Genomic DNA, 14,832 nt, shown 5'->3' with positions numbered 1-14,832 from the left:
GTCGAGTCCTTCGGTTACTCGGGCGTGTACACGGTCTGGACCAGCCGGTTCGGCTGGCCCCGGCGGACGATGACGCCGCGCCCGGCGGGCTGCAGCGCGGCGTACACGCCGGGGAACAGCTGCCCCTCGCCGCGGTCGCCGGTCATCACCAGCGCCGAGGCGCCGGACTCGCGCAGGCCCTGCACGAGCGGCTCGTACATGCCGCGCGAGGCGCCCGCGACGCGGCGGGTCACGACGAAGTGCAGTCCGATGTCGGCGGCGGAGGGCAGGTACGGCAGGAACGGCGCGAGCGGGCTCTGGCCGGCGGTGGTGAGGACGTCGTAGTCGTCGACGAGCACCACGATCCGCGGGCCGCCGCCGCGCCAGCGGCCCGGCTCCAGGTCCTCCAGCGGCGCGTTCTCGTCCGGCAGCCGCTTCTCCAGCTCGCCCGCGACGGCGGCGGCGAGGCCGGCGCACATCCGGGCGTTGTAGGCGTAGCCGCCGTTGTACTCCTCGGGGATCACGCCGCGCAGGCTGCGGCGCGGGTCCATCACGGCGAACACGATCTCGTCCTCGCCGTGCCGCTCGATCAGCCCGCCGGCGACGGTCTTCAGCAGGTTGGACTTGCCGCACTCGCTGTCGCCGAGGACCAGCAGGTGCTGGTCGTGGTGGAACAGGTCGAGCAGGACGGGTGCGAGCGCCGCCTGGTCCAGGCCGATCGGCACCCGCCGCGGCTCGGCGACCGGGCCGGGCAGCAGGTGCGGCTCCAGGACGTGCGGCAGCACGCGGACCGGCTGGGCGAGCTCGCCGGTCCAGGTGGCGCGGACGGTCCTGGCGCTCTGCTCCAGGACGGTGCCGAGCTCGCCGTTGTCGGCGAGGCCGTCGATCCGGGGCAGCGCGACCTGGGCGAACAGCCGCCCGTCGGTCAGGACGCGGCCGGGCTCGTCGGCGGAGAGGGTCTCGGAGAGCTTGCGCTCGATGCTGGATTCGCTGGGGTCGTTGAGCCGCAGCTCGGCCCGGGTGCCGAAGTTCGACTGGGCGGCGATCCGCACGTCGTTCCAGCGGAGCATGCCCGCCACGACGTGGATGCCGTAGCCGCCGCCGCGCTTGAGGATGTCGAGGACGGCGTCGTCCAGCTCCTCGAAGTCGTCGCGCAGCGCGCCGAAGCCGTCGATGACCAGGACGATCTCGGCGGAGGCGAGCTCCGGCAGCCGGCCCGCGGCGTGCAGGCTGCGCAGCTGGTCGACGGAGTCGATGTTGTGGTCGCGGAAGAGGTCCTCGCGGGCGGTGAGCATCGCCCGGACCTCCTCGACCGTGCGGGCCGCGCGCTCGCGGTCGGCCCGGCCCGCGATGCCGCCGACGTGCGGCAGGCCGGCCAGCGCCTGGAGGCCGCCGCCGACCAGGTCGAGGCCGTAGACGCCGACCTCCTGCGGGGTGTGGGTGAGCGCGAGCGACAGGACCAGGGTGCGCAGCAGGGTGGTCTTGCCGGACTGCGGGCCGCCGATGAAGGCGACGTGGCCGCCGGCGACGGTCAGGTCCAGGACCCAGTTGCCCTGCCACTGCCGGGTGGGGTCGTCGAGCAGGCCGAGCGGCACCTGGAGGCGTCCGCGCCGGCCGGTGAGCTGCATGCCGCGCGGGCCGACGTCGAGCGGGCCGGCGACGCTGTCGAGCGCGATCGCGGCGGGCAGCGGTGGCAGCCAGATCCGCCGGACCGGGGGTGCGGCGTTCTCCAGCTGGCCGACGACGACGCCGAGTTCGGTCGGGCCGGTGGTGCGGCGGCGGGCGGCCGGCTCGGGGCCGTCCTGGTCCTCGGCCTTGGCCGGGGTGTTGAAGGCGCCGTACTCCAGGGCGAGCGGGCCGGCGTCCTCGTCCCCGCGCTGGACCGGGCCGCGGTAGGCGCCGGAGACGTAGCTGGCCTTGAACCGCTCGTAGTGGCTGGTGTCGACCTTGAGGTAGCCGAAGCCGGGCAGCGGCGGGAGGTGGAAGGCGTCGGTGGTGTCGAGGACCGTGCGGGACTCGTCGGCGGAGAAGGTGCGCAGGCCGAGCCGGTAGGACAGGTAGGTGTCCAGGCCGCGCAGGCTGCCGCCCTCGATGCGCTGGCTGGAGAGCAGCAGGTGCACGCCGATGGAGCGGCCGATCCGGCCGATGGACAGGAAGAGGTCGATGAAGTCCGGCTTGGCGGTGAGGAGTTCGCCGAACTCGTCGATGACGACGAACAGGTGCGGCAGCGGTTCGAGGTCGGGCCGGCGCTCGGCCCGCAGGGCGGCGTAGGAGCCGATGTCGGCGACGTTCCCGGCATCCTTGAGGACCTGCTGGCGGCGCTTGACCTCACCGGCGAGCGAGGCGTGCACGCGCTCGACCAGGCCGGCCTGGTTCTCCAGGTTGGTGATCACGCCGGCGACGTGCGGCAGGTTCGCGAACGGGGCGAAGGTCGCGCCGCCCTTGTAGTCGACGAGGACGAGCGAGAGGTCCTCCGGCGGGTGGGTGGCCACCAGGGCGAGCACCAGGCTGCGCAGCAGCTCGGACTTGCCGGAGCCGGTGGCGCCGACGCACAGGCCGTGCGGGCCCATGCCCAGCTCGGAGGACTCCTTGAGGTCGAGCAGCACCGGCTCGTGGCCGTCGCTGATGCCGATCGGCACCCGCAGGAAGGCGCGTTCGCCGCGCGGGGCCCACAGCCGGGCGAGGTCGAGGTGGGCGACGTCGTCGATGCCGAGCAGGCCGGCGAACTCGACCGGGCCGCTCAGCGGGGCGTCGCCGAGCGACTCGGCGGACAGCCGCAGCGGGGCGAGCATCCGGGCCAGGCCCTCGGCGAAGGAGGGGCCGACCTCGTCCACGGTGCCGTGGGCGCTGATCGGCTGCTCCTGGCGGAGGTCCTCGATGAGCACCTGGTCGCCCTCGACCGTGATCCGCACGCCGATCTGGCCGGGCTCCTGGACGCGCCGTTCCAGCAGGTGCAGGACGGTGACGCCCATCTCGCGCAGGCCGACCGCGTCGTCCGGGCGCGGCAGGTCGACGGCGTCCTCGCCGTGCCCGTCGGCCACGACGAGCAGCCGGGAGGTCATCGACAGCGCGTCGGAGCCGGACAGGCCGCGGCGGACCTCGGTCGCGTAGGAGGCGCGGCGACGCAGTTCGGCGCCGATCTGGCGGGCCAGCTGCGGCATCGAGGGGGCGATGCGGCGGGCGGCGACCGGGCCGTCGTACTGGTCGGTGTCGAGCAGGTGGGGGAGCCACTTGGCCCACTCCCAGTCGGGGAGGCGCTCGCCGGGCACGGCCAGGGCGACGGCGACGTCGTCGGGCGCGTGCAGGGCGGCGCTCTGGGTGAGCAGGGCGCGGGCGACCCGCAGGCAGTCCTCGCGCGGGCCGATGACGCTGACGTCGCCGACGCGGTCGAGCGGCACGGTGAGCGGGAGTTCGGTGCCGGTGCGGAAGCGGGTGGTGAGCGCCGAGGCCTCGTTGAGCATGAAGCGGTCGGGCGGGGTCATCGCGGAGGAGGCCTGCTGGCCGATCCGTAGGTCGCGCACCGGCATCTCGCCGGTGCCGACGCGGACCCGCAGGAAGTCGCCGTCGACGCGGCGGCGCTCCCACAGCCGGGCCGGGTCGCGGACGATGTCGTACAGGGCGCCGGGCGGCGGGTTGAGCACGTCGGCGTGGTCGCCGCGGGCGCGCTCCTCGGCGGCGAGCTCCTCGCGCAGGTCCTCCAGGTAGGTGAGGTAGGCCTCGCGCTGGGTGCGGCGGGTGCGCTGGGCCTTGCCGCGCTGGGAGAACAGCAGGCCGACCGAGCCCAGGACGGTGACCAGCAGGATGATGGCGCCGAGTCCCGCGAACTGGCTGTTGCGGACGACGGTCATCATGATGACCGAGGACATGACGCCGGCCATCGGCAGCAGCGACATCGCGATGTTGCCGGCCTTGCCCTCGGGCAGGTTGGGCGGGGCCTCGATGGTGCGGGCCTCGGGGGCGGCCGGCGGACGGACCGTCCGGGCCGGGCGGTGGATCAGTCGGGTACTCATCGTCAGTGGCGCTTCTGGGAGAGCTGGAAGACGTCGGCGGCGAGCCGGGTGGCGGTGCTCCGGGTGGCGCGGGCGAGCAGGTCGGTCCGGATGACGCCGCCGGCCGCGAGGTGGCGGTCGTACGGGAGCACGTGGACGGCCGTGCCGGTGGCGCGCAGGGTGCGCACGGCCGCCTCGACGTCGACGCCCGCGTGCGGGGTCAGTTCGGTGACGACGACGACCGTCCCGGCGATGACGTGCGCGGGCAGGGCGCGCATCCACTGCAGGACGGCGTGGGTGCTGGCGATGCCGTCGAGGGTGGCCGGGGTGGTGATGACCCGGGCCTGGGCGGCGGAGAGCGCGACGCGGGCGACCTCGTCGGGCAGCGTCTGGCAGTCGACGACGGTGACGCCGAAGTAGCGGCGCAGCGCGACCATGACGCGCTGGTAGCCGCGGGCGTCGAGCATCGCGCCGATCTGGCCCTGACTGCCCGGCAGGAGCCAGGAGTTGTTCTGCAGCTGGACCAGGTAGCCGGTGATGTCCAGCAGCGACATCTGCGGCTTGACGATCTCGGCGAGGTCGCTGGCGGTCCAGCGCAGCGTCTCGGTGCCCAGCCGGATCGGCAGCGAGCCGAGCGCGGTGTCGGCCTCGACGAACAGGACCGGGTCCTGGCGGTAGTGGGCGTAGGTGGTGCCGAGCAGGGCGGCGACCGTCGACTTGCCGGCGCCGCCGCGGATCGAGGTGACGGCGATCTGGCGGCCGGTGGTCACCGGCTGCTGGAGGCTCTCGGCGATCCGCGTGATCTCGGCGACCTCGCGGGAGGCGGAGGAGGAGACGTTCTTCCACACCGCGTGCGCGGCCCGGGTGGCGAACGGCTCGCCGCCGCGCGGCTTGCGGCCGAGCGCGGTCAGGCTGCCATCGACGGTGGGGCGGGACTCCGGCGTCCGCTGGGTCGTCACCTGCGGCTGCTGCTCGTACGGCTGCTGCGGGTACGGCTGTCGGCCCTGCGGCGGCTGGTACTGCTGCGCGGCGGGGTCCTGCGGCGGCGCCTGGTCGTACGGCACCCGGTCCTGCGGCGGTCCCGCGGGCGCGGGCCGGGCGCCGTCGGCCGGCGGTGGGCCCCACGCGGAACCGTCGAGCTGGGCCCGCAGATCGCGCAGGACGTCGCCCTGCCAGTTCTCCCCGTTCGACATGACTTCCTCTGCCCCTCCAGATCCGACCTGCTGACGGGTGGCTCAGAACTTGCTGAGCAGTTGCCCGTACACCCCGAACACCCCGACGGCCAGCGGGAACAGCCCCACCATGCCGATCGACTCCACCAGGTCGGCCACCCGGCGCAGCCGCACCTGGGTGTGCTCCGGCGGCTGCACCGCCAGCGCGACCAGCGGCAGCACCGCCGCGACGCACAGCACGGCCAGTGCCCCGGCCCCGCCGCCGTGCCCGACCCACAGCACCACCAGGCGCACCGTGAGCACCGCGGCCGCGGCGAGCAGCGCCACGACCTCGGCGACCAGCGGGAACGCCCGTGCCCGGGACAGCAGCACCACGGCGACGAGCGACGGTAGCACCACCGTCCAGGCCGTCGGCTTCGCGGCCAGCGTCAGCAGCCAGCCCGCGGCGGCGGCCGACGCGGCGGTCGCGATCGTGGCGAGCGCGAGGCCGCGGTGCGTCGCCGCGAGCGCGGTGCCCACCGAGTGCCGGCTGACCGACGCGCCGGCCGAGCGGCGGTCGTCCAGCGCGGTCAGGCCCGAGGCCATCAGGGCGAGCCGCGGCAGGACGCCGAGCAGCACCACCGAGAACAGCGCCATCAGGGCGCCCACCCGGGCCGGTTCGGTGTGGACGGCGGCCACCGCCTCCCACACCGCGGTGATCACGGTGAGGGCGCCGGCGCCGATCAGGCCGCCGCGGCCGAGCGGCGAGAAGAAGCCGAGCATGACGACGGTCACGGCGAGCGCGCCCGCCACCGCGGCCAGCCGCACCGGCGGCCCCCAGTGGTAGGCGTCCGCCGCGGTCCACGCGCCGAGGATGCCGAGCCCGCCCGAGGCCAGCAGCAGCGCCGTGGCCAGGCCCCGGTTGCCCTCCCCGATCTTCGACACCAGCGCGCCGGCGGCCAGCAGCACGGCGGCCACCGCGAGCAGTCCGCCGGCCAGCGGGGCCAGCGGGAACTCGTGCCGGGCCAGCACGGCGGCCGTCACGGCGAACGCCACCGTCGCGACCCCGGCGCTGCCCCGGCGCGCGGCCGGGCGCCAGCGCCAGGCGCGCAGGTCCAGGTCGTCGGAGACGAGGTCGACGACGTCGTGCACGACCGGGGCGGGCGGGGCGGAGTGCGCGCGGACCAGCCGCAGGACGGCGCCGTCGGCCACGCCCGCGGAGTCCAGGGTGCTGTCGTGCGGCAGCGCCGAGCCGTCCGGGGTCACCAGCTGGCGGGTCATCGGGCGGTTCGCGGCCCGGTCGTCGAGCAGCTGCAGCACGTCCGGGAGCAACATGCCGATCGGTGTGTCGGAGGGCAGGACCACGTCGGCCCGGCGCCGCTCCCCGATCAGGGTCACCCTGCTGAGACGGGCCGGGGAAGTCGTTGCTGTGCTCACCACTTGCGGGAACCTATCATCGCGACCTTTGCGACCTCTCGGGCCGATGCTTCTACGAATGGGCCGGTTCGGGGGACTTCGCGGCCTTTGTCGGTGCGGCCTGCTGCGTCGACTGCGGCCCGGCCTTCGGCGCCGACTGCGGGGTCACCGCGTGGGCCGCCGACGGGGACACCGACGGCGTGGGCGGGCGCGACGGGTCCGGCGAGTCGTGGGGCACCTGGAACTGCTGCTGCTGTTGCTGCTGCTTCTGCTGGTCGGCCTTCTGCTTGGCCAGCGTGGTCTGCAGGAACGACCACCCGACGCAGCCGGCGCACAGCACGGCCGCGATCGCGATCCCCGCGAACACCTTCCCGAACCGTTCGTCGGCCGTCCGCCGCACCCGCTGCGCGCCGAAGAGCAGCGCGTCGCGCATCCTGCGCCGACGCACCGCCACCGACTCCAGCAGCTGACTGTCGTAGTCCCGTGCCATTCGCCGCCCGCCGTCTCCCCCGTGTCTTGCCTGTGCAACATAAGGCATGGGTCGGGCCGAAGCACACCCCGTCGGTGGGGGGAAGAGGCGGGGGCTTCGGGGCGGGGGGAGGAGATGGGGGGAAGGGGGACGGGAGCTGTGGGGGATTGGGGGAGAGGGGGAGGCGGCGTCGGGCGGGGGTCGGAGTGGGGGCCGGAGAGGGGGAGACGGCGTCAGGCGAGGGCCGGTGTGGGGAGGGAGCCGGCGGCGGTCAGGTAGGTGTGGGTGTCGGGGAGGGTCTCCAGCAGGGTGCGCTGGTGGCGCTTGATGCGGGTGAACGCGTCGTCGGCGGTGCGGATCGCGTGCGGGTGGTGGGCGAGGGACGGGGGCGGGGCGGCGGTGTGCGGGGTGAGGGCGGTGAGGAGGGCGCGCAGCGGGAGCTCGTCGGGGGTGGGGGCGAGGCCGGCGGCGTGGGCGTCGAGGACCTGGCGCAGGTGGTCGGGGGCCGGGACGGGCGGCGCGTAGGGGGAGGTGAGCCGGCGGAGCCGGGCGAGGTCGAGGGCCTGCTCGTGCAGGGCGGCGGCGGTGGCGTCGAAGCGGGCGGCCGGGGTCGTGCGGCCGTCGCGGGAGGGGAGGTCGCGCACCAGCCGGTCGAGCAGGGCGAGGGTGTCGGCGTGGTCCTCGTCCAGGGGGTCGGCACTGGCGGCGGCGGTGCCGAGGGCCAGGCAGTTCCCGACCCAGCTGCGGCGCAGCCGGCCCGCGGGGGTGGCGGTGTGGGTGACGACGGCGCCGGCCGGGGCGCCGAGGATCCGTTCGGCCTCGGCGGCGCCGGTGCGCCCGCTCGCGTAGGCGAGGCCGGTGGTGCGGCGGCCGAGGAGGGTGCGGTGCCAGGTGTGGCCCTCGGGGCGGGTCGTGACGGCGGTGTAGGGCGCGACGCCGTGGCGGGCGCTGTCGTGGGGGAGCGTGACGGTGGCGAGCGTGTCGGCGACGAGGCCGTCGGCGGCGGGCCGGAACGGTTCGCCGAGGATGCCGGTGAGCAGGCGGGCGGCGCGGCCGGTGCAGTCGAGGAAGAGGTCGGCCTCCTCGCGGCCGCGGGTCGTGTGCAGTGCGGTGACCAGGCCCGCCGGGTCGCGTTCGGCGCCGAGGATCTCCGCGCTGTGCAGCCGTACCCCGCAGGTCTGGACGGCGGTGCGGCGCAGGAAGTGGGTGAGCATCGCGGTGTCGGCGTGCCAGCCGTGGGGGAAGGCGGTGCGGCCGTCGAGCCAGCGCGGTGACTTCCGGGCGTCGAGCAGCGGCGGGGTGACGAAGCACGCGTGGTCGACGGGTTCCAGGGTGTGGCCGGTGCTGCGGCGCAGCTGCCAGAAGTCGGTGAGCGGGAAGCCCTCGCAGCTGGGGGTGGCGCCGGGGTCGGGCAGGTAGACCGGGTCGGGGCGCCAGCCCCGGTACCGGGTGGCCGCGTTGAAGGAGGCGCAGCAGGCGCGCAGCCACGTGCTTTCGGGGGTGCCGAGCCGGTCGAGGAGGTCGCGCCGGAAGGCGGGGGCGAGCGCGGTGACCTGCGCGGTGGGGCGTTCGGCGGTCTCGACGACCGTCACGCGGACGGTGTCCCGGAAGGCGGAGGCCAGCCGGGCCGCGGCGATCCAGGCGGTGAGCGTGCCGCCCGCGATGACGATGCGGTCGACGGGGGCGGGCGTGCGGGCGTCGAGGGTCATGGCGGGAGCGTCCAACGGCCGTGTATGGCGGGCCTATCGGGGATCTGTACCGGTGCTGCAAGACGGAGCGGAGGGCGGGTACAGACGGCGGTTCCAGTCTGTTGGTGCGGGGCCGGGGATGGCCCGACGCCACCGACGGAACGGAAACGAGGGAACGATGTTCGAGGAACTGAAGGTCGAGCACCCGCTGGACGTCCTGACCGAGATCGAGCGCAGCGCGGCCCTGGACCAGGACCTGCTGCTGCAGGACGGGGGGACGCCGTGGGCCGAGCTGCTGGCGGACTACGTCGACGCGCTGAGCGAACTGGCCGTGCGGGGCACCGCGGAGAACGGGTACATCGCGACCTACGGGCTGGACGAGGGCCACGCCGGTGGGTGCGGTTGAGGGCGGGCCGGCGGCCTGGTCCGGCGGCCTGATCCGGCGGCGGGAGCCTCGGGGTCAGGCCGCCAGGACGGCGGCGCGGCCGAGCCGGCCGAGGAGGCCGACGAGGGCCGGCATCCGGTAGCGGGCGGGGCGGTCGGCGCCGGAGCCGGGCTCCAGGAGCCGGGCGTCGCAGAGCCGCTCCAGGACGTCCTCGGCGTCGTCGAGGGGCAGGTCGAGCAGGGCCGCCGCGTCCGCCGCGGTGAGGGCGGCGAGGCCGGCGGCGGCCAGGACGGCGAGGGCGTGCGCGGCCGGGGCGTCGAGCGCGGCCAGGGCGGGGCGCAGCGCGGTGGTGATGTCCAGGCTGCCGATGCGCAGTTCGCCGAGCCGGCGTTCGGCGGGGGCCAGCCGGTCGGCGAGCCGGGCCGGGCGCCAGTGCGGGCGGTCGGCGAGGCGGGCGGCGGCGATCCGCAGGGCGAGCGGGAGGCGGTCGCAGTACTCGGCGATCCGGGCGGTGGACTCGGGGTCGGCGGCGAGGCGTTCGGGGCCGGCGATCGAGGCGAGCAGGCGGGCGGCCTCGGCGGGGCTCATCGGGCCGAGCCGCACCAGCCGGGCGCCCTCCAGGGCGGCGAGGTCCGGGCGCAGGCCGGTGACCAGGGTGCGGGTGGCGCCGCCACCGGGCAGCAGCGGGCGGACCTGGGTGTCGTCGGCGGCATTGTCGAGCAGGACGAGCATCCGGCGGCCGGCCAGCAGGGTGCGGTAGCGCTGGGCGCGTTCGTCGAGGCCGTCGGGGACGTGGGCGGGCGCGGTGCCGAGGGCGCGCAGGAACCAGCCGAGGACCTGCCGGGGGCTGCGCGGGGTGCCGTCGGCGTCGCGCAGGTCGGCGTGGAGCTGGCCGTCGGGGAAGGCGTCGCGGGCGTGTTCGGCGGCGTACAGGGCGAGGGCGGACTTGCCGGTGCCGGGGGCGCCGGTGACGGTGACGTCCCTTCCGTCGTGCAACGCGTCGAGGACGAGCCGGAGTTCGGTCTCGCGGCCGGTGAAGTCGCGGGGCGCGGCGGGGAGCAGCGCCGGGCGGGCGACGGGCTCGGCGGTCGGCTCACCGACGGGTTCCGTGGCCCGCTCCGCGACGGGTTCGGCGGTCGGCTCCGCGACGGGTCCGGCGGCGACGGGCTTTTCGGCGGGCGCGGCCGGGGCGACGGCGACGGCCGCCCGCTCGGGCGCGGCCGGTCCGGCCAGGGTGCCGGTGAGGATCTCCTGGTGCAGGGCCCGCAGTTCGGGGCCGGGGTCGATGCCGAGCTCGTCGGCGAGCAGCCGCCGCGCCTCCTCGTACTGGGCGAGCGCGTCCGCCTGCCGTCCGGCCCGGAACAGCGCCGTCATCAGCTGGGCGCGGGCCCGCTCCCGGACGGGGTGGCCGGTGACGTGCCGGGTGAGGCCGGGCAGCAGTTCGTCGTGCCGGCCGAGCGCCAGGGCGGCCTCGGCGTGCTGCTCGACGGCGGCGAGGTGGGCCTCGGCCAGCCGGGGGCCCTCGGCGGCGGCCAGGTGCTCGGTGACGTCGGCGAGGGCCGGGCCGCGCCAGAGCGCGAGCGCGTCGGCGAGGCGGCGTTCGGCCTCGGCGTAGCGGGCGGCCCGCAGGTCGGCGCGGCCGGCGTCGGCGAGTTCGCGGAAGCGGTCCCAGTCGACGGTGGTGCCGTCGGTGTCCATCCGGTAGCCGGCGCCGTGGCGGTGCAGGCCGTGGCCGGCGCCGAGCCGGGTGCGCAGCCGGGAGACGTAGGTGTAGAGCTGGTTGGTGCTGGTCGCGGGCGGCTCCCAGCCCCACAGCAGGGTGGTGAGCCGCTCGTCGGGGACGACGCGGCCGCGGGCGAGCAGCAGGGCGGCCAGCGCGGTGCGCTGCTTGGCGCCGTCGAGCTCGACCGGGCGGCCGTCGACCGCGGCCGACACCGGCCCGAGAAGCGTGAAGTCCATGCCGGCCCCCGACCGTCCAGGGCCCGCGAACGCCCGCGGGCCGACCTGGGCGAAACGCTATTGACCTGCGGTTGTATCCGGCTGTTCGGTCGCTCTCGGATCGATTTCGACGGATCGAAAGCGCTTTGAAAGCGCCCCAAAACGCGGTCTCCGTAGCGTTCGTGTCGTACCGCAGGACACCGGGTCAGGCGGACGAACGAGAGGTCCTGGAGGCCACCGTGAACAGCGCTCTTCTCTCCGCCCGCAAGACCGCGCACACCGCGGTGGTCGCTCCGCTCGGCAGGCTCGCGGCGAGCGCGGCCGTGCTCCTCGTCGCGGTCGGCGGGGTGGCGGCCGGCCAGGGCAGCGCGGTCGCGGCGGACTCCTCGAACGCCTCGGTGCAGGCCGCCGCCATCAGCACCCACCCGGTCGGCTACACCCTGAAGAAGGACGACCCGTGGACCTGATCCCGCCGAGCGCCCGGACCGTCAGGGCTGCACGAGTTCGAACAGCCGCCCCGAGTCGACCGGTCCGCCGTCCGCGATCGCCACCATGAGCCGGTCGATCCGCTCCGACCAGCCGCCCGCGCCGACCTCGGCGAAGAGGCCCGACGCGGCCCGCAGCATCGCCACCGCGCCGTCGCGGTCCCCGCGCAGCGCCTGCACGCAGCCCAGCACCGCACCCGCCCTGGCCTGGAGGAACGTGTCCGGCACCGCCTCCGCGGCTTGGAGCGCGCTGCGCAGCACCGGCTCCGCCTCCTCGCCCCGGCCCTGGCACCACAGGGCCTCGCCCAGCGCCCTCAGCACGTGCGTCTCGCCGCGCCGGTCCCCGCTGCCGAGCACCAGCTCCAGCGCGCGCCGGCAGGCCTCCTCGGCCCGGACCCCGTCGCCCGCGCGGATCAGCGCCTCCGCCAGCCGGACGGTGCTCTGCGCCTCGCCCCGCACGGTGCCGAGCCCCCGGCTGCGCGCCACCGCCTCCGACGACAGCACCAGACTCGCCTGCGCGTCCCCGCGCTCCAGCTCGATCTGCGCCAGCAGGCCCAGCACATGGGCCTCGGCGTAGCGGTCACCGCCCCTGCGGAAGATCTCCAGGGAGCGGCGGCCGGTCTCCACGGCCCGGTCCAGGTCGCCGCGCTGGCGTTCGCACAGCGCCAGGTTGCGCAGGACCAGGGCGCGGCCCTGGTCCTGGCCCTGCTCCTCGAACAGGCGCAGGGCCAGGCCGAGCCGCCGGTAGGCGCTGTCGTGCTCGTACTGGACGATCTCCAGGGTGCCGAGCGAGTGCAGCATCGCCGCCTCGGCGAGGGCGTCGCCGGTGCGGTGGGCGGTGGCGAGCGCGGCCTCGGCGCCCTCGCGCCAGTCCTCCAGGTAGTTGCGGTTCTGGTAGAGGGTGACGGTGGTCATCACCAGGTCCCAGGCGTAGCCGGACTCGTCGTCGCGGGCGGCCTGCTGGATCAGTCCGTTGATCGCGGCGCGCTCGGCCTCGAACCACTCCATCGGGTCCTCGACCAGGTCGTCGGTGAGGTGGCGGGGCAGCGGGTGCAGCGGCGCGGTGCCCGGCACCACGGTGAAGTCGCCCCCGTAGACCCGGCGGTGGGCCTCCTTGGCGAGGCCCAGCCACACCGCGCAGGCCCGCCGCAGGGCCTGCCTCAGGTCACCTTCTCCGTCCTCGGCAAGCGCGCACTCGCGAGCGAAGAGGCGGAGGAGGTCCTGGAAGCGGTAGCGGACGTGGCCCGCGCTGGCGCTGAGCGGCTCCAGCAGCTGGGCGTCGACGAGCTGCTCGATGAGGTCCTCGGCGTCGACCGGGTCGATGTCGAGCACGGCGGCGCCGGCCCAGGCCGAGAACTCGGTGACGTTGAGCGAGCCGAGCAGCCGGAACATCCGGGCCGCCCCGGCCGGCAGGTCGCGGTAGCTGAGCCGGAAGCCGGCCCGCACGCCGCGGGCGTCCAGGCTGAGTTCGTCCAGCCGCCGGCGCTGGTCCTCCAGCCGGGCGACGAGGATGCGCACCGTCCAGTGCGGTTTGGCGGCCAGGCGGGCGGCGGCGATCCGCAGGGCGAGCGGCAGGCGGTCGCACAGTTCGCTGAGCCGGGCCGCGCCGGCCGGGTCGGCGGCGAAGCGCTCGGCGCCGGCCACCCGGGACAGCAGCGCGACGGCCTCGTCCTCGCCGAGCGAGGGCAGGTGCAGCGGGACGAGCGCGTAGTCGCCGGCGAGCCGGCTGCTCAGGCTGTCGCGGCTGGTGACGAGCACGCAGCAGGTCGAACTGCCGGGCAGCAGCGGGCGGATCTGCTCGAAGGAGCGGGCGTTGTCGAGCACGATCAGCACCCGCCGGTCGTACAGGACGCTGCGGAACAGCGCGGTGCGCTCGGTCGGGTCGGCCGGGACCTGCGGCCCCGGCACGCCGAGGGCGCGCAGGAAGCGGTCGAGGACGGCGGACGGGCGGCGCGGCTCCTCCTCCTCGTCGTAGCCGCGCAGGTCGGCGAAGAGCTGGCCGTCCGGGAAGCGCGCGGCGACCTGGTGGGACCAGTGGACGGCGAGCGCGGTCTTGCCGACGCCGCCGGTGCCGATGATCGAGCCGACCGGCAGCGAAGCGCCGCCCTGGTGCTCCAGCAGCCGGTCCAGCGCGGCGAGTTCCTGGTGGCGGCCGGTGAACGCGGCGGGCACCGGCGGCAGGTGGGCGGGCACGGCCAGGGCCGGCGCCGCCGCGGGCGTCGTGGGCAGGGTGAGTTCGGGGGCGTCGTTGAGGATGTCCTCGTGCAGTTCCTGGAGCGTCGGCCCGGGGTCGATGCCGAGCTCGTCGGCGAGCAGCCGGGCGCCGTCGCGGTAGGCCTCCAGGGCCTCGGCGCGCCGGCCGGCCCGGTAGTGGGCGAGCATCAGGTGCGCCAGGGACTGCTCGCGCAGCGGGTGCTCGCGGACGAACGCGGTGAGGTCGCCGATGAGTTCGCGGTGCTCGCCGAGCTCCAGGCGCAGCGCGCTGAGCTGCTCGTGGACGTCCAGCCGCAGTTCGGACAGCCGGGCGGCCTCGGCCTCGACGGCGTCGGCGGTGATGCCGGCCAGGGCGGGGCCGCGCCACATCGCGAGGGCGTCCTCGTAGTGGGCGCGGGCCTCCTCGGCGCGCCCGCGCCGGGCGGCCTCCCGGCCCTCGGCGGCGCGCTCCTCGAACTCGACGGCGTCGATGCGGTGTTCGCCGGGGTGCAGCAGGTAGCCGGGGTGGCTGGTGACGATCAGGTCGTCGATGCCGATGGCGGTCTTGAGGGTCTTGCGCAGGCCGGAGACGCAGATGGCGATCTGGTTGCGGGCGGTGGCGGGCGGGCTGCCGTTCCAGACCGCGTCGGCCAGGGTGTCGACGGAGACCACCCGGCCGGGCGCGAGCAGCAGCATGGACATCACGGTGCGCTGGCGGGCGCCCTGGAGGGCGACCGGCCGTCCGTCGGCGCTGATGTCCAGCGGCCCCAGGATCCGGAACACCACCTGAAGCACGGCTGCCCTCCTCCACTCGGCCGCCGCCACATCCGGAATGGCCCCGACCTCTTCACTCTGAGTTACAGGTCGTCGGCGCGGGGCCGCAACGCGGACGGCAGCAAGCTGCCAGCGTTCAGCGGTGCGCGGCCCAGGAGGCGGGCGGGAGCACGCCGCCCGCCTCCCAACGGGCGGGCGGGGCCGGGTCGGCGGGGTCCCGCGCGGGCGCGCGGGTGCTCAGCAGGACGGCGATCGCGGCGAGCTCCTCCGCGGTGGGGCTGCCGCTGATGACCCGGAACAGGGCGGGCCCGAGCGGGCCTTCGAGCACGGACGCGGTCTCGCCGGGCATGACGCTTACTCCTTCG

Annotated in this window: 10 protein-coding genes; 2 read left to right on the top strand and 8 right to left on the bottom strand. The window is 75.7% G+C overall.

Going from position 1 to position 14,832, the window contains the following annotated elements; translation table 11 throughout:
* Window positions 1-14: 14 nt before the first annotated feature.
* The 5 genes from eccCa to ACFVSN_RS14530 all read right to left on the bottom strand — a co-directional run bounded on the left by eccCa (window position 15) and on the right by ACFVSN_RS14530 (window position 8,713).
* Window positions 15-3,989 carry a type VII secretion protein EccCa gene (gene eccCa, locus ACFVSN_RS14550; RefSeq protein ID WP_380436726.1) on the bottom strand — a complete coding sequence of 1,325 codons (3,975 nt, stop codon included), beginning with the start codon at window positions 3,987-3,989 and terminating at the stop codon, window positions 15-17.
* 2 nt (window positions 3,990-3,991) lie between these two features.
* Complete coding sequence (locus ACFVSN_RS14545) at window positions 3,992-5,161, bottom strand: MinD/ParA family protein (protein WP_380436728.1); 1,170 nt, start codon at window positions 5,159-5,161, stop codon at window positions 3,992-3,994.
* A 42-nt stretch (window positions 5,162-5,203) separates the two neighbouring features.
* The gene (gene eccD, locus ACFVSN_RS14540; RefSeq protein WP_380493934.1) at window positions 5,204-6,559 is read right to left on the bottom strand and encodes a type VII secretion integral membrane protein EccD; all 1,356 of its coding nucleotides are present in this window, start codon (window positions 6,557-6,559) and stop codon (window positions 5,204-5,206) included.
* Between the two features lie 49 nt (window positions 6,560-6,608).
* On the bottom strand, window positions 6,609-7,025 hold the full coding sequence (locus ACFVSN_RS14535) for a hypothetical protein (RefSeq protein WP_380493936.1): 417 nt from the start codon (window positions 7,023-7,025) through the stop codon (window positions 6,609-6,611).
* A gap of 212 nt (window positions 7,026-7,237) precedes the next feature.
* Window positions 7,238-8,713, bottom strand: coding sequence for a tryptophan 7-halogenase (locus ACFVSN_RS14530; RefSeq protein WP_380493938.1), 1,476 nt, complete (start codon window positions 8,711-8,713; stop codon window positions 7,238-7,240).
* A 157-nt stretch (window positions 8,714-8,870) separates the two neighbouring features.
* Between ACFVSN_RS14530 and ACFVSN_RS14525 the strand changes: the two genes are divergently transcribed.
* Window positions 8,871-9,098: a DUF6269 family protein gene (locus tag ACFVSN_RS14525; protein ID WP_359973862.1), complete on the top strand. Its 228-nt coding sequence runs from the start codon at window positions 8,871-8,873 to the stop codon at window positions 9,096-9,098.
* Between the two features lie 54 nt (window positions 9,099-9,152).
* Here the strand turns inward: ACFVSN_RS14525 and ACFVSN_RS14520 are convergent, their stop codons facing one another.
* Window positions 9,153-11,036 carry a BTAD domain-containing putative transcriptional regulator gene (locus ACFVSN_RS14520; protein WP_387955314.1) on the bottom strand — a complete coding sequence of 628 codons (1,884 nt, stop codon included), beginning with the start codon at window positions 11,034-11,036 and terminating at the stop codon, window positions 9,153-9,155.
* A gap of 218 nt (window positions 11,037-11,254) precedes the next feature.
* Between ACFVSN_RS14520 and ACFVSN_RS14515 the strand changes: the two genes are divergently transcribed.
* Entirely contained in the window at window positions 11,255-11,482 is a 228-nt protein-coding gene (locus ACFVSN_RS14515; protein ID WP_380436737.1) for a hypothetical protein, read from the top strand.
* A 21-nt stretch (window positions 11,483-11,503) separates the two neighbouring features.
* Here the strand turns inward: ACFVSN_RS14515 and ACFVSN_RS14510 are convergent, their stop codons facing one another.
* Together ACFVSN_RS14510 and ACFVSN_RS14505 are read right to left on the bottom strand one after the other, a co-directional pair.
* Window positions 11,504-14,488: a BTAD domain-containing putative transcriptional regulator gene (locus tag ACFVSN_RS14510; RefSeq protein ID WP_387955312.1), complete on the bottom strand. Its 2,985-nt coding sequence runs from the start codon at window positions 14,486-14,488 to the stop codon at window positions 11,504-11,506.
* 115 nt (window positions 14,489-14,603) lie between these two features.
* Window positions 14,604-14,816, bottom strand: a complete 213-nt coding sequence (locus ACFVSN_RS14505) for an acyl-CoA carboxylase epsilon subunit (RefSeq protein ID WP_380436741.1) — start codon at window positions 14,814-14,816, stop codon at window positions 14,604-14,606.
* Window positions 14,817-14,832: the final 16 nt, after the last annotated feature.

This window comes from Kitasatospora sp. NPDC057904, from assembly GCF_042887925.1.
Taxonomy (GTDB): Bacteria; Actinomycetota; Actinomycetes; order Streptomycetales; family Streptomycetaceae; genus Kitasatospora.
The sequence above is the reverse complement of the archived record's forward strand: the minus strand, read 5'-3'. Positions and strand labels throughout refer to the sequence as shown.

Bases quoted from the DNA above. Each gene is read 5' to 3' on its own strand.
- ACFVSN_RS14520 (WP_387955314.1), bottom strand. From the start codon at position 11,036: ATGGACTTCACGCTTCTCGGGCCGGTGTCGGCCGCGGTCGACGGCCGC.
- ACFVSN_RS14545 (WP_380436728.1), bottom strand. From the start codon at position 5,161: ATGTCGAACGGGGAGAACTGGCAGGGCGACGTCCTGCGCGATCTGCGG.
- ACFVSN_RS14530 (WP_380493938.1), bottom strand. From the start codon at position 8,713: ATGACCCTCGACGCCCGCACGCCCGCCCCCGTCGACCGCATCGTCATC.
- ACFVSN_RS14525 (WP_359973862.1), top strand. From the start codon at position 8,871: ATGTTCGAGGAACTGAAGGTCGAGCACCCGCTGGACGTCCTGACCGAG.
- ACFVSN_RS14535 (WP_380493936.1), bottom strand. From the start codon at position 7,025: ATGGCACGGGACTACGACAGTCAGCTGCTGGAGTCGGTGGCGGTGCGT.
- ACFVSN_RS14505 (WP_380436741.1), bottom strand. From the start codon at position 14,816: ATGCCCGGCGAGACCGCGTCCGTGCTCGAAGGCCCGCTCGGGCCCGCC.
- eccCa (WP_380436726.1), bottom strand. From the start codon at position 3,989: ATGAGTACCCGACTGATCCACCGCCCGGCCCGGACGGTCCGTCCGCCG.